Source organism: Roseovarius sp. SK2 (assembly GCF_028807495.1).
GTDB classification, from domain to species: domain Bacteria; phylum Pseudomonadota; class Alphaproteobacteria; order Rhodobacterales; family Rhodobacteraceae; genus Roseovarius; species Roseovarius confluentis.
This window is the reverse complement of sequence record NZ_JARAMK010000001.1, coordinates 1-14,905: the sequence shown is the minus strand read 5'-3', so window position 1 is coordinate 14,905 and position 14,905 is coordinate 1. Positions and strand designations below refer to the sequence as shown.

At 63.5% G+C, this 14,905-nt stretch carries 14 protein-coding genes and 1 pseudogene; 10 read left to right on the top strand and 5 right to left on the bottom strand.

All coding sequences use genetic code 11. From position 1 onward, the window contains the following. The first annotated feature begins 139 nt into the window (after positions 1 to 139). The 4 genes from PVV74_RS00070 (at position 140) to PVV74_RS00055 (ending at position 3,537) form a co-directional block, all read left to right on the top strand. Positions 140 to 793: an alpha/beta hydrolase gene (locus PVV74_RS00070; protein ID WP_103761160.1), complete on the top strand. Its 654-nt coding sequence runs from the start codon at positions 140 to 142 to the stop codon at positions 791 to 793. A gap of 4 nt (positions 794 to 797) precedes the next feature. Then, positions 798 to 1,061, top strand: a complete 264-nt coding sequence (locus PVV74_RS00065; RefSeq protein ID WP_103761159.1) for a hypothetical protein — start codon at positions 798 to 800, stop codon at positions 1,059 to 1,061. Positions 1,062 to 1,171: 110 nt separating this feature from the next. After that, a complete protein-coding gene (locus PVV74_RS00060; protein WP_103761841.1) occupies positions 1,172 to 2,146 on the top strand; it encodes a quinone oxidoreductase family protein in 975 nt (324 codons plus the stop codon). Positions 2,147 to 2,361: 215 nt separating this feature from the next. Next, complete coding sequence (locus PVV74_RS00055) at positions 2,362 to 3,537, top strand: DUF2254 domain-containing protein (RefSeq protein ID WP_274591812.1); 1,176 nt, start codon at positions 2,362 to 2,364, stop codon at positions 3,535 to 3,537. A 222-nt stretch (positions 3,538 to 3,759) separates the two neighbouring features. Here the strand turns inward: PVV74_RS00055 and mfd are convergent, their stop codons facing one another. Beyond that, positions 3,760 to 7,206, bottom strand: a complete 3,447-nt coding sequence (gene mfd / locus PVV74_RS00050) for a transcription-repair coupling factor (RefSeq protein WP_274591811.1) — start codon at positions 7,204 to 7,206, stop codon at positions 3,760 to 3,762. Positions 7,207 to 7,216: 10 nt separating this feature from the next. Further along, entirely contained in the window at positions 7,217 to 7,741 is a 525-nt protein-coding gene (locus PVV74_RS00045; RefSeq protein WP_103761156.1) for a component of SufBCD complex, read from the bottom strand. A 140-nt stretch (positions 7,742 to 7,881) separates the two neighbouring features. Here PVV74_RS00045 and hemB point away from each other — a divergent pair, with 140 nt between their 5' ends. The 3 genes from hemB to PVV74_RS00030 all read left to right on the top strand — a co-directional run bounded on the left by hemB (position 7,882) and on the right by PVV74_RS00030 (position 10,126). Continuing rightward, the gene (gene hemB, locus PVV74_RS00040) at positions 7,882 to 8,880 is read left to right on the top strand and encodes a porphobilinogen synthase (RefSeq protein WP_274591810.1); all 999 of its coding nucleotides are present in this window, start codon (positions 7,882 to 7,884) and stop codon (positions 8,878 to 8,880) included. A gap of 138 nt (positions 8,881 to 9,018) precedes the next feature. Beyond that, positions 9,019 to 9,579 carry a YSC84-related protein gene (locus tag PVV74_RS00035; RefSeq protein WP_103761155.1) on the top strand — a complete coding sequence of 187 codons (561 nt, stop codon included), beginning with the start codon at positions 9,019 to 9,021 and terminating at the stop codon, positions 9,577 to 9,579. 91 nt (positions 9,580 to 9,670) lie between these two features. Next, positions 9,671 to 10,126 carry a hypothetical protein gene (locus PVV74_RS00030; RefSeq protein WP_103761154.1) on the top strand — a complete coding sequence of 152 codons (456 nt, stop codon included), beginning with the start codon at positions 9,671 to 9,673 and terminating at the stop codon, positions 10,124 to 10,126. Between the two features lie 21 nt (positions 10,127 to 10,147). Here PVV74_RS00030 and PVV74_RS00025 read toward each other — a convergent pair whose 3' ends face one another. Together PVV74_RS00025 and PVV74_RS00020 are read right to left on the bottom strand one after the other, a co-directional pair. Then, positions 10,148 to 10,594, bottom strand: a complete 447-nt coding sequence (locus tag PVV74_RS00025) for a BrnA antitoxin family protein (protein ID WP_211286092.1) — start codon at positions 10,592 to 10,594, stop codon at positions 10,148 to 10,150. Between the two features lie 166 nt (positions 10,595 to 10,760). After that, complete coding sequence (locus PVV74_RS00020; RefSeq protein ID WP_103761153.1) at positions 10,761 to 11,030, bottom strand: usg protein; 270 nt, start codon at positions 11,028 to 11,030, stop codon at positions 10,761 to 10,763. 244 nt (positions 11,031 to 11,274) lie between these two features. Here PVV74_RS00020 and gyrA point away from each other — a divergent pair, with 244 nt between their 5' ends. From gyrA to PVV74_RS22810, 3 genes and pseudogenes are all read left to right on the top strand, one after another. Beyond that, positions 11,275 to 14,004, top strand: coding sequence for a DNA gyrase subunit A (gene gyrA, locus PVV74_RS00015; RefSeq protein WP_274592342.1), 2,730 nt, complete (start codon positions 11,275 to 11,277; stop codon positions 14,002 to 14,004). Between the two features lie 240 nt (positions 14,005 to 14,244). Further along, complete coding sequence (locus PVV74_RS22815) at positions 14,245 to 14,451, top strand: DUF6614 family protein (protein WP_338020407.1); 207 nt, start codon at positions 14,245 to 14,247, stop codon at positions 14,449 to 14,451. Then, a pseudogene (locus PVV74_RS22810) lies at positions 14,369 to 14,596 on the top strand (DUF6614 family protein). The gene PVV74_RS22815 and the pseudogene PVV74_RS22810 overlap by 83 nt, the downstream one beginning before the upstream one ends. A 29-nt stretch (positions 14,597 to 14,625) precedes the next feature. On the opposite strand, the gene PVV74_RS00005 reads toward PVV74_RS22810, so the two are convergent. Beyond that, positions 14,626 to 14,802 carry a hypothetical protein gene (locus PVV74_RS00005; protein ID WP_274591809.1) on the bottom strand — a complete coding sequence of 59 codons (177 nt, stop codon included), beginning with the start codon at positions 14,800 to 14,802 and terminating at the stop codon, positions 14,626 to 14,628. Positions 14,803 to 14,905 lie beyond the last annotated feature (103 nt).

The following is a 14,905-nucleotide window of genomic DNA, read 5'->3' as shown; positions in this document are numbered from 1 at the left end:
GGGGAAGTGATTGACCTTGGTCAATCAACCCCCTATCTCGCTTGAAGCCGCAGAATCCATACGGTTGTTTAGAATTGTTCTAAGGTGCTTGATCAATTCCGTCAAGAATTGAGCGGCGCCGAAATGCAAGGGGACACGCATGCCCGAGGTCATCTTTCCCGGCCCCGAGGGCCGCCTGGAAGGCCGCTACCACCCGCAACGCGAGCGCGACGCGCCGATTGCCATCATCCTGCACCCGCACCCGCAATTCGGGGGCACGATGAACAATAAGGTGGTCTACAACCTGCATTACGCGTTCCACAAGCTAGGCTTCACCGTCCTGCGCTTCAACTTTCGCGGCGTGGGACGCAGCCAGGGCGAATATGACCAGGGCGTGGGCGAGCTTTCCGATGCCGCCTCGGCGCTCGACTACCTTCAGTCGATGAACGCCAACTCGAAACATTGCTGGGTCGCGGGCTTTTCCTTCGGCGCGTGGATCGGGATGCAGCTCTTGATGCGCCGCCCCGAGATCACCGGCTTCGTGTCCGTGTCGCCACCGGCCAACATGTACGACTTCTCGTTCCTCGCCCCCTGCCCGTCCTCCGGCCTGATCATCAACGGCAGCGCCGACCGCGTGGCGCCGCCGGCCGACACCCAGTCGCTGGTGGGCAAACTGCATGAACAGCAGGGCATCACCATCACCCACGAACAGGTCGAGGGCTCGGGGCACTTCTTCGAAGAGCCGCACATGGAGACGATGATCGACACCGTCAGCGATTACGTCAAACGCCGCCTGACCGAGACCACGAGATAAGCCCATGGGCGTGACCGAGGATCTGGCAGACGAACTGGCGCTCAAGGTCATCAAGTACGTGGATGCCTCCGGCGACGATGGCGTCATTTCCGAGATCGTCGGCATCCTCGGCGCCACGTCCCAATCCGCCGAAGAGGCGTTCCTGACCTCGATGCGGGTGCGCCGCGCCAACATGGCGGCGCGCGCGCACCTGCTGAACCGGGTCAAGAAATTCCAGGAAAAGCAGGCGGACGGTGGCGACGCGGCCAATGACGCGCCCGAAACCTGACCGCGATTGCAATTCGCATGGGCGATCCCCGTCAAGCGGGCTAGGTGCCCGACAAGACGTGTGCGGCGCATTCCATGACGGCCGCGCATGACAAGCAAGGAGAGACCACAATGGCACGCACCATCATCATCGAAGAGTTCGGCGGTCCGGACAATCTCAAGCTCGTTGACCGCGAGGTGGGCGATCCCGGCCCCGGCGAAGTGCGCATCGCCCATGTGGCTTGCGGGCTGAACTTCATCGACGTGTACCAGCGCACCGGGCTTTACCCGCTGGAGCTGCCCCATGCCCTCGGGATGGAGGCCGCGGGCATCATCGAGGCCGTGGGCGAAGGTGTCACGCATCTGCAAGTGGGCCAGCACGCCGCCTATGCCGCCACGCCCCCCGGTGCCTATTCCGAGGCCCGCGTCATGCCCGCCGCACAGGTCTGCCCCCTGCCCGACGACATCCCGTTCGAGGACGCCGCCTCGATCATGCTGCAGGGCATGACGGTGGAATACCTCTTTCACCGGGTCTCGCCGCTGAAAAAGGGCGACACGGTGCTGTTTCACGCCGCCGCCGGCGGTGTGGGCCTGCTGGCCTGCCAATGGGCCCGCTCCGAGGGGATCACCCTGATCGGCACCGCCGGGACGGACGAGAAATGCAAGCTGGCGGTCGATAACGGCGCGTCGGCCTGCATCAACTACCGCACCGAGGATTTCGTGGCCGAAGTCAAGAAACTGACCGATGACAAGGGCGTGGACGTGGTGATGGACGGCGTCGGCAAGGACACGTTCGACCGTTCGCTCGACTGCCTGAAGCCCTTGGGCATGATGATGTCCTTCGGCAACGCCTCGGGCCCGGTCGAGCCGGTCAGCCTGCTGACCCTCGCACAGAAAGGCTCGCTCAAGCTGACGCGTACCACGCTCTTCACCTTCCTGGCCGATCACGAACGCTGCCAGGACATGGCAAAGCACCTCTTTTCCAAGGTGCAGTCGGGCGACGTGAAGGTGAATATCGGCCAGACATGGAAGCTCGAGGATATCGCCGAGGCGCATCGCGCGCTCGAGGCGCGGGAAACCACCGGCTCGACCATCCTCACGCTTTGATCACGTCTTCGGGAACTTTCCCGCTCCGGGTGCAGTTACCTTCCTGCACGCCACGAGCGGGCACGCCAATTGTGCCCGCCCGGCAAACCGGAGTAGAAGACCCATGAACAATATCATCTATATCGTCGGCCTTGTTGTCATCGTCGTTGCCATTCTTTCGTTTATCGGTATCGGCTGAAGCAGGTCCCGGGGTCCGACCTCCAGGGAAGAACTGAATGAACAAACGGGCGCTCTTGCTCAAACTGGCGCAGGACGTACGCGCCAGCTACTGGTTCATTCCGGCCAACATGGTGTTGTTCGCGATCCTTCTGGCCTACGGGTCGGAATGGCTCGACCACAACGCCGAGATCCTGCCTCACCAGCTTCCCGAAACCCTGATAGATACCCAGGTCGACGGCGCGCGCAGCACGCTGTCGACCATTGCCACGTCGGTGATCGGCGTCACCGGCGTTATGTTTTCCATGACCATGGTCGCGGTGTCCTTTGCCGCCGGCAATTACGGCCCGCGCCTGATCGGGAATTTCATGCGCAACCGGGGCAACCAGATCAGCCTCGGCATCCTGATTTCCACCTTCGTCTATGCCCTTCTGATCCTGCGCGCGGTGCAGGACCCGTCCGAAACCGCCGAAATCGAAGCCTTCGTGCCGCAATATTCCATGTTGCTGGCGATGCTGGGCTGCATCATCGCGGTCTTCACCATGATCTATTTCGTGCACCACGTCCCCGAAACGATCAACGTCGGCAACATCACCGCCGGCCTGGGCCAGCGGCTGGAAACCGAGATCAAGGCCATCATCGACGCCGAGGACGCCCGCGACAAGCGCCGCGAGGTGACCTATCCCGACCGTGACCCCGATCACCGGATCACCATGAACTCCGCCGGTTACATCCGCACGCTGAACTACGGAAAGGTCGAGCAGCTGACCGACCGCGACGACTGGACCCTGCGGATCGAACAGCAGCCTGGCGACTTCGTCAGTTCCTTTACGCCCGTGATGTCTGTCTGGTCACGCGACGCGCTGTCGGACGAGGATATCGCGGAGCTGCGCGACTGCTACGCGCTAGGCACCAGCAAGACCGAGCATCAGAACGTGCTCTTTCTCGTCGATGAACTGGTCGAGGTGCTGGCCCGCGCACTCTCCCCCGGCGTCAACGATCCTTTCACCGCGATCAACTGCCTCAACTGGATGCAGAACGCCCTGTCGGTCGCGCGGCATCATGGTGAGGGCCTGGGCGAGGACGGCGCCGGCAAACATGCGCTCGGCCCGCGCCTGACCTACGACACCCTGTTCGAGCGCAGTTTCCTGGCCTCGAAACCCTATACCGACACTGACGAACTGACCAAGGCGCACTACGACAAGCTGGTGGCGGAGTTGAAACGGTCGGCCTAAGCGCCGCGCGGAATCAAGGCGCGCCCTGCGCGCCGCCGCGCGATCGCCCGCTGACCGAAAGGCGGTTGCAAGCAACCGCCGAAAGGGGGGCCGCCCCCCGGGCTGGCGATTGGGTGAAGTCAGCGCTTCGATTGGAAGTCTCGCGGAATTTGCGGCGATAAAGTGCCCTGAAATGACGTCGGATCGCCACCCCGCGGTCTGGCAATCACGCGGCCGAAGCTCTCACCCCTTCTTGCCTTCCTTCACCTTCTCCGCCAAGTCCCGCGCGATGGCGAACGCGCCCTTGATCTTGTCGGCGTCGGATTTCCAGCTGCGTTTGACCACGATCTTGTTGTCCTTGACCTTGGCCAGCCCCTTCTGATCCTTGATGAATTCCACCAGCCCCTGAGGGTTGGAAAACTTGTCGTTGTGGAACTGGATCGTCGCCCCCCGCGGCCCGCCGTCCAGCTTGGCGATCCCGGCGCGTTTGCACATCGCCTTGATCCGCACGACCAGCATCAGCGTGTTCACTTCGCGCGGCAGCTTGCCGAACCGGTCGATCAGCTCGGCGGCGAAGCCTTCCAGTTCAACTTTGGTCGCCAAGCCACTGAGACGGCGGTACAATCCCAATCTGACATCCAGGTCGGGGACGTAGTCCTCGGGGATCAGAACCGGCACGCCCAGGTTGATCTGCGGCGCCCATTGCTCGTCCGCCTCGCTGAGCCCCTCCAGCTGCCCCGACTTGATCTTGGCGATCGCCTCTTCCAGCATCGACTGGTAAAGCTCGTACCCCACGTCGCGCATCTGCCCGGACTGTTCCTCGCCCAGCAGGTTGCCCGCCCCGCGAATATCGAGGTCCTGAGACGCCAGCGTGAACCCCGCGCCCAGCTGATCCAGACTGCCCAGCACCCGCAATCGCTTCTCGGCGGACGGCGTAAGGCGCATCCGTGGCTTGGTCGTCAAATACGCATAGGCCCGCGTCTTGGCCCGCCCCACACGGCCCCGGATCTGGTAAAGCTGCGACAGGCCGAACATGTCGGCGCGGTGCACCACCATCGTGTTCGCCGTCGGGATATCCAGCCCTGATTCCACGATCGTCGTGGCCAGCAGCACATCGTACTTGCCGTCGTAGAACGCGTTCATGCGTTCATCCAGTTCCTTCGCCGCCATCTGGCCATGCGCCAACACGAAACTGACCTCGGGCACATGGGTGCGCAGGAAGTCCTCGATCTCGGCGATATCGCTGATGCGCGGCACCACGTAGAAACTCTGCCCGCCCCGGTAATGCTCGCGCAGCAGCGCCTCGCGGATCGTCACCGTGTCGAACTCGCTGACATAAGTGCGGATCGACAGCCGGTCGATGGGCGGCGTGCCGATGATACTCAGGTCCCGCACGCCGCTGAGGCTCAGTTGCAGCGTCCGTGGAATCGGCGTCGCGGTCAGGGTCAGCACATGCACCTCGGAGCGCAGCGATTTCAGCCGCTCCTTGTGGGTCACGCCGAACCGCTGTTCCTCGTCGATCACCAGCAGGCCAAGGTTCTTGAACCGGATGTTCTTGGCCAGCAGAGCATGCGTGCCCACCACGATATCCACCGTGCCGTCCGCCAGCCCCGCGCGGGTCTTGGTGGCCTGGCTTGACGACACGAAGCGCGACAAAGGCGCCACCGTCACCGGAAAGCCCCGGAACCGCTCGGCAAAGCTCTGGTAATGCTGCCGTGCCAGCAGGGTCGTCGGCGCGATCACCGCCACCTGCATCCCCGACATGGCGGCGATAAAGGCCGCGCGCATCGCCACCTCGGTCTTGCCGAAACCGACGTCACCGCAGATCAGCCGGTCCATCGGCGTGCCGCTGTCGAGGTCGGCCACCACGTCCTCGATGGCGCGCAACTGGTCGTCCGTCTCCTGGTACGGGAACCGGGCCGAGAACGCCTCCCACGCGTGGTGCTCGGGCTCCAGCACCGGCGCCTTACGTAGCGCGCGTTCTGCAGCGATCCGGATCAGGCGGTCGGCCATCTCGCGGATGCGTTCCTTCAGCTTGGCCTTCTTGGCCTGCCACGCGCCGCCGCCCAGACGGTCCAGCAGACCCTCCTCGTGGCCGTATCGACTCAGCAGTTCGATATTCTCGACCGGCAGGTAAAGCTTTGATTGTTCTGCATATTCCAGCAGCAGGCATTCATGTGCCGCGCCCGCCGCCGTGACCACTTCCAGCCCCGTGTAACGCCCGATCCCGTGGTCGACATGCACCACCAGGTCGCCGGGCGACAGGCTCTGCGCCTCGGTCAGAAAGTTCTCGGCCCGCCGCCGCTTCTTCGGGGACCGGATCAAACGGTCGCCCAGGATATCCTGCTCGGCGATCACCGTCAGACCGGGCGCGGTAAACCCATGCTCCAGCCCCCAGACCGCCAGGTGCAAGCCGCGCTTGCCAATGGCCCCGGCATTCTTGACCGTCACCGCACCCAGCAAACCCTCGTCTTCCAACAGCCCTTCCAGCCGCTCGCGCGCACCGTCCGAATAGGACGCGACCAGCACCGGGCCCTCGGCCATGCGCGCATCAATATGGTCTTTCAGGACGCTGAAAAGGTTGATCTTTTCCTGCTGACGTTCGGGCGCGAAATTGCGGCCTATCCGCCCGCCCGCGTCGATCACCCCCGGCCCCGGCGCCTGCGGCAAGGGCGACAGGGCCAGCACGCGACGGTCCCCCAGGGCGGCCCCCCAGGCATCGTTATCGAGATACAGAAGATCGGGCGCGATGGGCTTGTAAACGCTGTCCTCGCGGCCCTTCTGGGTCATGGCGTGCTTGCGGGCATCGTATTGATCGGCGATGGACACCCACCGCGCCTCCCGCGCCGCCTCGACCTGATCATCCAGGCTGACCGGCGCGCCGGGGATATAGTCGAACAGCGTCTCCAGCCGCTCGTGAAACAGCGGCAGCCAATGCTCCATCCCCGCCTGCTTGCGCCCCGCGCTGACGGCCTCGTAAAGCGGGTCGTCGCTGCCGGCGGCGCCGAACTCGATGCGGTAATTCTGCCGGAACCGGGTGATCGCGGCCTCGTCCAGAATGACCTCGCTGACCGGGGCCAGCTCGATCCGGTCCAGCTTTTCCGTGGTGCGCTGCGTGGCCGGGTCGAACCGCCGCACGCCGTCCAGCACGTCACCGAACAGGTCCAGCCGCACCGGGCCGCTCTCGCCCGGCGGGTAGATGTCGATGATCCCGCCGCGCACGGCATAATCGCCCGGCTCCATCACCGTGGGCGCCTGGGTAAAGCCCATGCGTACGAGGAAGGATTTCAGCGCCTCCTCGTCGATCTGGTAATCGACCTGCGCCGAAAACGCCGCCTCGCGCAGCACGTCCCGCGCGGGCACCCGCTGTGTCGCCGCATTCAGCGTGGTCAGCAGGATGAACCGCGACGGTCCGCCATGCACCAGCCCGGCCAGCGTTGCCATCCGCGTGGCGGAAATGTCGGCGTTAGGCGAGACCCGGTCATAGGGCAGACAATCCCAGCCGGGAAAGCGGATCACCGGCATGTCCGGCGCGAAAAAGCGCAGCGCCTCCTCCATCGCCGCCATCCGCTTGTCGTCGCGGGCGACATGGATCACGGGGCCCTCCGCGCGGGCGGCCTCGTCCAGGATCAGCCTTGCGTCGAAGCCTTCGGGCGCGCCGCCAACGGCGATACGTTTGTTTTCGGCCATTTGCAGCCCCTCAGCCAAGCGCGCCGGTCGACATGTTGACCAGCATGCCCCACATCGCGGTCGCAAGGATCGACAGGATGCCGAGGAACTGCGTCGTGACGCGGTGGTAATGCATTCGCTTGTAAAGCGCCTCGCCCACCAGCCCGTCACGGTTGATGCGGTGGGAGGTATAGATCGACAAAAGCGCCACCAGCGTCATCGGAAAGGCCAGCAGGAACACCGCCTGGCTGAACTCGTTGCGATAGACGAACCCTAGAAGCCCCAGCGTGGTCAGCACGAAACAGGCGAACCCGGCCAGCAGCATCCCGGTTTCGCGCGCGATGTAAAGCAGGCGGTTGCTGTTGATGCGCACCATGTCGTGCAGGTCGATGACCCCCTGCTCATCGCCGCTCCTGGCGCGCTGCACCATGTCCCACGGCACGCCCAGCACCCAGTGGCTGGTCGACGACCACAGCACCGCCAGCACGATCCAGAACCAAAGGTTGCTGAAGCTGCGCATGTCGATCAGCTCGAAAATGGTCTCGATCAGGTCCAATGCCGGTGCCTCGTTGCGTCTTTGCGCTGTGCCGCGTTCTATCCGGGCACCTCTTAGCGCCGCTCTGCGCCAATTCCTACCCTTGAGATGGCGGAATTTCCATGCCACTCAGAAGGCGACTAAGAAAAAGGATGGCTACAATGCGTCCCACCCAAGGGCCCTTCCCCGTCACGCGCCTGCGCCGCACCCGCGCCACGCCGGCAATCCGGTCGCTGGTGGCCCAGAACACGCTGACCCCGGCAGACCTCATCTGGCCGGTCTTCGTGCGCGACGGTGAAGGCCAGGAAGACCCCGTGCCCTCCATGCCCGGCGTCCTGCGCCGCAGCGTCGACCGCGTGGTCGAGGCCGCCCGCGAGGCGCAATCCCTCGGCATCCCCGCAATCTGCCTCTTTCCCTATACCTCGGCCGAGAACCGCACCTCGGATTGCGCCGAGGCGTGGAACCCCGACAACCTATCGAACCGCGCCACCCGCGCCATCAAGGACGCGGTGCCCGAAATTGCCATCATGACCGACGTGGCGCTCGACCCCTATTCCGACACCGGCCATGACGGCTTTGTCGAGGAGGGCGAGATCCTCAACGACGAGACCATCGAGGCGCTGGTGAAACAGGCCCTCAGCCAGGCCGCGGCGGGGGTCGACATCATCGGCCCCTCGGACATGATGGACGGCCGCATCGGCGCCCTGCGCGCCGCGCTGGAATCCGAAGGCCACAAGAACACGCTCCTGCTCAGCTATGCCGCCAAGTACGCCTCCGCCTTCTACGGCCCGTTCCGCGACGCGGTCGGCGCCTCCGGCGCGCTGAAAGGCGACAAGAAGACCTACCAGATGGATCCGGCCAATTCCGACGAGGCGCTGCGCTGTGTCGCCCGCGATCTTTCCGAGGGCGCCGACATGGTGATGATCAAGCCCGGGATGCCCTACCTGGACATCTGCCGCCGGGTGAAGGACGAATTCGGCGCGCCCACCTATGCCTACCAGGTGTCGGGCGAATACGCGATGATCCAGGCCGCCGCGCAGAACGGCTGGATCGACCACGACCGCGCCATGGTCGAAAGCCTGATGGCCTTCAAACGGGCCGGTTGCGACGGCATCCTGACCTATTTCGCCCCCGCCGTGGCGCGGATGCTGAACGGCTGATACCCACGCGGGTTCTTGCTTATCTGCCCGGACACCACAAACTGTGGTGACACCGCCTGTCTTCCCCTCTATAGTGTAGGGACAGGCCGGCATTTTACAAAAGACCGGCCACGGATCAGGCAACGAACAGGCAGTATCATGAAAAACCTTTCCCGGCGAAGCTTCACGCTCGGTGCATTGGCCGCATCCCCCCTTCTGGCCGCTTGCGGCAACGGGGTCGGCAGCGTCGGCTCGCAGAAGATTGACGCCCGCGTCGACTCGACGCTCAATTACCTTTACCAACGCTACCCCCAGACTCGCGACATAGCGGCCAAGTCCGTGGGCCAGCTTGTCATGCCCCTGATCACCGAGGGCGGTTTCATCGTCGGCGGCGGCTATGGCCGCGGCGCCCTGCGCGTGGGCGGTGCGACGGTCGATTATTATTCTGCCGCCAAGGGCAGCGTCGGGCTTCAGATCGGGGCGCAGCAATTCGCCCACGTGTTGTTCTTCATGACCGAAGACGCGCTGGCCGGCTTCCGCCGCGCTTCCGGCTGGGTCGCGGGCGCGGATATCGAATACGTCTTCTCGGACAAGGGCGAAAACCTGCGGGCCGACACCACCACGGCCAGCACGCCGGTGCTCGCGGTGATCTTCGGCCAGGCGGGGGCACTGGTAGGCGCGTCGCTCGAAGGCACCAAGTATACGCGCATCATCCCCTGATCTGCCCCGGGGTTTGAACCCCGGACAGGGATCAGACGACATACAGGGGCGCGTGAACATCTCACGCGCCCTTTTTCAGTGAGGTCACCCCATGTCCCGCACCGCAGCCCTTGCCGCCCTTGTCACCCTCTGCTCTGCCGCGCAGGCCGCCGCCTGCGCCCTGCCTCCGCCGGTCTGCGAGGTCTCGAACGGTCAGCGAGCGATGCTCGAACACGCCAACGGCAGCACCGTGCTTTTTTCGCAGCTTGATCCCGACGCCGCGGGATACCGGCCCACCTACGTGCTGGTCGATTGCAGCAAGCGGCAGGCGGTGGCCCTGGGACACCTGCCGGAAGATGCCGATGACACGGCAAGCCAGGTCCACTTCGATGGCCGCATGGTGATGGATCGTGAACTCTCGACCGGCGCACGCCCGCGGCTGGGCCACGTGCATCGCCAGCTTCAGCGGATGGGGCTGCGCAGTAAGCGGTTCACCCTGCTGAAATCCCATTGCGGCTGTGCCCTGCCCGACTTGCCCCCGCCACCGTCCAGCTGTCCGCCCTATTGATCCGGGCGCAGCTGGCCCGCTTCACTCCTTGTCGTCGCCGAAGTCGATCTTGATCCCCTCGAACGGGTTGTCGTCGTCTGTCGCGGTCTCGTTCAGGCGGCGGGCGCGCTGGTCGTGCAGGATCTCCATCTGCCGGTCCAGGTACTCGGCAAATTGCGGCCCCGCGCCGTTCTCGTCCCAATGCGCATAGACCCGCCCCTCGATCAGGGCCAGCCAGTACAACCGCAGCACCCGGTTGATGCGCGCGCCATAGCCGGGGCCAAGGCGGCGGAACCATTTCAACATGTCGCTGTCCAGCCGGATGGTGACCCGCGTTTTCGGGCGGGCGATCGGCTCGCGGCTTTCCAGCCCCTCCCACTCCTCGGGCAGGGATCGGTCCAGCCAGTGTTCGGTCAGCGATTCCTGCAACTGCCGCAATTCGTCCATCAACGCGGCGCGGGTCTTCTGCGGGGGCGGTGTACGGCGCATCAGGGGCTCCTTTCAGCGGGATGACGCGGGTAATGCCCGTCATGCTGCCGCCGAGAAGTTAACGCCGCTTGGCTGCACCGCCCGGTGCACGGGCGGTGTACGCGGGGTGCACGCCTGTCACCCCCGTGATTTCGGCCCGTTGCGCCGATCGGTTAACCGACCGCGCTCAGTTCATGTAGAACTCGCCGGTGACCTGCCGCCATTCCCCGGGGCTGATCATCTTGCGATGGATGAACTGCACCGAATGCAGCGGCCCCTCGATCTCGTCCTGCCAGAACTCGATGAACTTGAAAAGCTTGGGATGATCCGGCGCGAGGTCATAGTCCTGCCAGACGAAGGTATTGATAACATGCGCATAATCCGGCATGTGGTAATAGAATTCCGCTGTCGTCAGGCCATAGCCTTTCAGCATCAGTTCGGTTTCCGAAAGCTCCATTTCCGTTCCCATGTTGGCACCACTCTTGATTGTTATGTCTTTCAGTGTGCCACGAAATTATTAGTTTTCAATAAAAACAGTATGTTATCACCCTGCCCGGCTGGCTGCCAATGGCGCGGGACACGGGCCATTGCACCCCATATCCTGCCTCTGGTATAGTTTCCGCAACAAGATATAGAACAGTTGCCACAGGACGGGACAGCACGTGAACGACACGCCGGAAACCCCTGAAAACGAAGACGAAATGCCGCCAGAGCGCCCCGCGTATGACGGCCCGACGGTGTCGATCATCGACGAGATGAAGGCGTCCTACCTGGACTATGCCATGTCGGTGATCGTCAGTCGCGCCATTCCCGACCTGCGCGACGGTCTGAAACCCGTGCACCGGCGCATCCTTTACGCCATGCACGAAACCGGCAACACCCACGACAAGGCCTACCGCAAATCCGCCCGCCCGGTGGGCGACGTCATGGGTAAATACCACCCCCACGGCGACAGCGCTATTTACGACGCTCTGGTGCGCATGGCGCAGGATTTTTCCATGTCTTTACCGCTACTTGACGGTCAAGGCAACTTCGGCTCGATGGACGGCGACAACCCCGCCGCCATGCGCTACACCGAGGTCCGCATGGACAAGCCCGCCAGCGCGTTGCTGGCGGATATCGAGAAGGAAACCGTCGACTTCCAGGACAACTACGACGGCAAGGACCGCGAGCCCACGGTCCTGCCGGCGCGGTTCCCCAACATGCTCGTCAACGGGGCCGGCGGCATCGCGGTGGGCATGGCCACCAACATCCCGCCCCACAACCTGGGCGAGGTCATCGACGCCACGCTGGCCCTGATCGACAACCCCGACCTGAGCTCCGAGCAACTGATCGAGTATATCCCCGGCCCGGACTTTCCGACGGGCGGCATCATGCTGGGCCGCTCGGGCGCGCGGAAGGCTTACATCGAGGGACGCGGCAGCGTCATCGTGCGGGCAAAGACCCGGATCGAGGAGGTCAGGAAAGACCGCTATGCTATTATTATAGAAGAGATTCCCTATCAGGTGAACAAGTCGGCGATGATCGAGAAGATCGCTGAAACCGTGCGCGAAAAACGCATCGAGGGCATCACCCACGTGCAGGACGAATCCGACCGGCACGGCGTGCGCGTGGTGGTCGAACTCAAGCGCGACGCCACCGCCGAGGTGGTGCTGAACCAGCTGTTCCGCTTTACCCCGATGCAGACCCATTTCGGCTGCAACATGCTGGCGCTGAATGGCGGACGTCCCGAGCAACTGACGCTTTACGGCTTCCTGAGCGCCTTCATTTCCTTCCGCGAGGACGTTGTGGCGCGGCGGACCGCCTATGACCTGCGCAAGGCCCGAGAACGCAGTCACGTGCTTTGCGGCCTGGCCGTCGCGGTCAGCAATGTCGACGAGGTCGTGGCGACCATCCGTGCCTCCGCCGACGCCGCCGAGGCGCGTGAAAAGCTGATGACCCGGCGCTGGCCGGCTGGCGATATCCTCGAATATATCGCGCTGATCGACGACCCCACCCACAAGGCCAACGAGGACGGCACCTATAACCTTTCCGAAACGCAGGCCCGCGCCATTCTGGAGCTGCGCCTGCAAAGGCTGACGCAACTGGGCGTCAAGGAAGTCACGGACGAGCTGCAGGACCTGGCCGGCAAGATCAAGGAATACCTCGCCATCCTCGCCAGCCGCGAGAGAATCATGCAGATCATCTCGGACGAACTGACCGAGGTGAGAGAGCAGTTCGCCGTCCCCCGCCGCACCGAGATCGTCGACTGGTCGGGCGACATGGAAGACGAGGATCTGATCGAGCGCGAGGACATGGTCGTGACGGTCACGTCAGGCGGCTATATAAAGCGCACCGCGCTGGCCGATTTCCGCGCGCAGAAACGCGGCGGCAAGGGGCTGTCGGGGATGCAGACCAAGGAAGAGGACGTGGTGACCACGCTCTTCGTGGCCAACACGCACACGCAGCTTTTGTTCTTCACCACCGACGGGATGGTCTACAAGCTGAAGACGTGGCGCCTGCCGCTGGGCGGACGCACGTCGAAGGGAAAGGCGATCGTCAACATCCTTCCCATTCCCAGCGGCGTCAGCATCGCGGCGATCATGCCGGTGGATGTGCCGGAAGAAGAATGGGAAAACCTTCAGATATTCTTTGCCACCTCGGCCGGGGACGTACGGCGCAACGCGCTGAGCGACTTCACCAACGTCAAGTCGAACGGCAAGATCGCGATGAAGCTGCCCGACGAAAACACGCGTCTGGTCAACGTGCGCATCTGTTCCGAGGATGATGACGTGATGCTGGTCACCGACTCGGGCCGGGCGATCCGTTTCCGGACAACCGATGTGCGGGTCTTCAAGGGGCGCGACTCCACCGGTGTGCGGGGGATCAGGCTTCAGAATGGAGACACCCTCGTCTCGATGTCGATCATTCGCCATTTCGAGGCCAGCCCGGACGAGCGGGCCGCCTATCTGAAGATGCGCCGCCAGATGGCCGGCGCGGATGACGAGGGCACGGGCGAGGACGAAGGCAATGCCGACGCTCCCCTGCCCCCTGAACGGTTCGAGGAGATGAAAGCGGCGGAGAACCTGATCCTGACGATCACCGAGCAGGGCGCTGGCAAGCTGAGTTCGAGCCACGACTACCCGGTGCGCGGACGTGGCGGCATGGGCGTGCAGGCGATGGACAAGGCGATGCGCGGCGGCGCGTTGGTCGCGTCCTTCCCGGTGGATCTCGAGGACCAGATCATGCTGGCCACTTCGCGCGGGCAGTCGATCCGGGTGCCGGTCGAAGGCATTTCGTTCCGGTCGCGCAGCGCGGGCGGTGTTAAGGTGTTCAACACGGGCAAAGGCGAGAAAGTCGTCAGCGTCGCTTGGATCGCCGAGACCGGAGAAGAGGAACTGCTGGATGGCGAGGCGACGACGGACAAGGCGGAGGACCAGGAGGCAACCTGATTTTCTGAACGCGCCGCGCAAAGCGCGCCGTTTTGAACGACTTTCGCCTCAGCTCGTCGGCAAACAAGATTAAGGAAGCCCCGGATTTCTGCTGCCCCGGGGCGGCAATCGGTGGATCCGGATATCGATGTCGACAACATCTTCGTCGCGATGTGATCCTGACCCGTCGCGTGTGGCGGTAACCAATTGGCAAGGTTTTCGTGCAACGATACGCGCAAACCCACTGGGAAACCGCGTGTCATGAACGTCTATACGTGCCAGATCGACCTCAAGAAAGACGCCAAGTCGTTGCCATTCGCCGCGGCACTGGAAGACTGGAAGTCCCACCTTCAGGCGGGCGGAGATGGTCGGAAACTGCTCGCTGTTGCGCCGCAAGCTGAACCTGGCTTCGGGTGCCCATCGCGACTTCCTGTTGCAAATCGAGCTGTCAGACTTGGCGCAACTTGACCGGGCATTCAGGTGGGTCGGACAACAAAGCGCCTAGGCCGAGACGCTCTACGCTCGGATGCATGAAATGATCGAAAGCGCGGATGTCGCACTGGACCGCCCGTTTCCGGAGCCTGAACGCGCCGAACGGTTGGCGATCATTTGAGCGGTTGGCCACTAATCGGGGGTGTTGTGTCAGTCGGTGACGCGGTTGACCGAAGTGGAGACACCGATGACCGTGCCGATGAGACCCATGATGGTTCTGGCCGAATTGATCGGCGACTCAGTCGCGTAAAGCGTGTCGTCGGGCTGCATGTAAAACTGCCGCGCAGAAAATAGCCCGTCGGCAGACGTGAGGTCGAAGCTGAACACTGATCGGCCCCATCTAAGTGGTCCAATTTGATTGTTAGTGCATGATCGGCCTTTGGTCCATCTGGACTATGGCTTCTGGCGCAGGCGGGCGATAGCCCAGAGC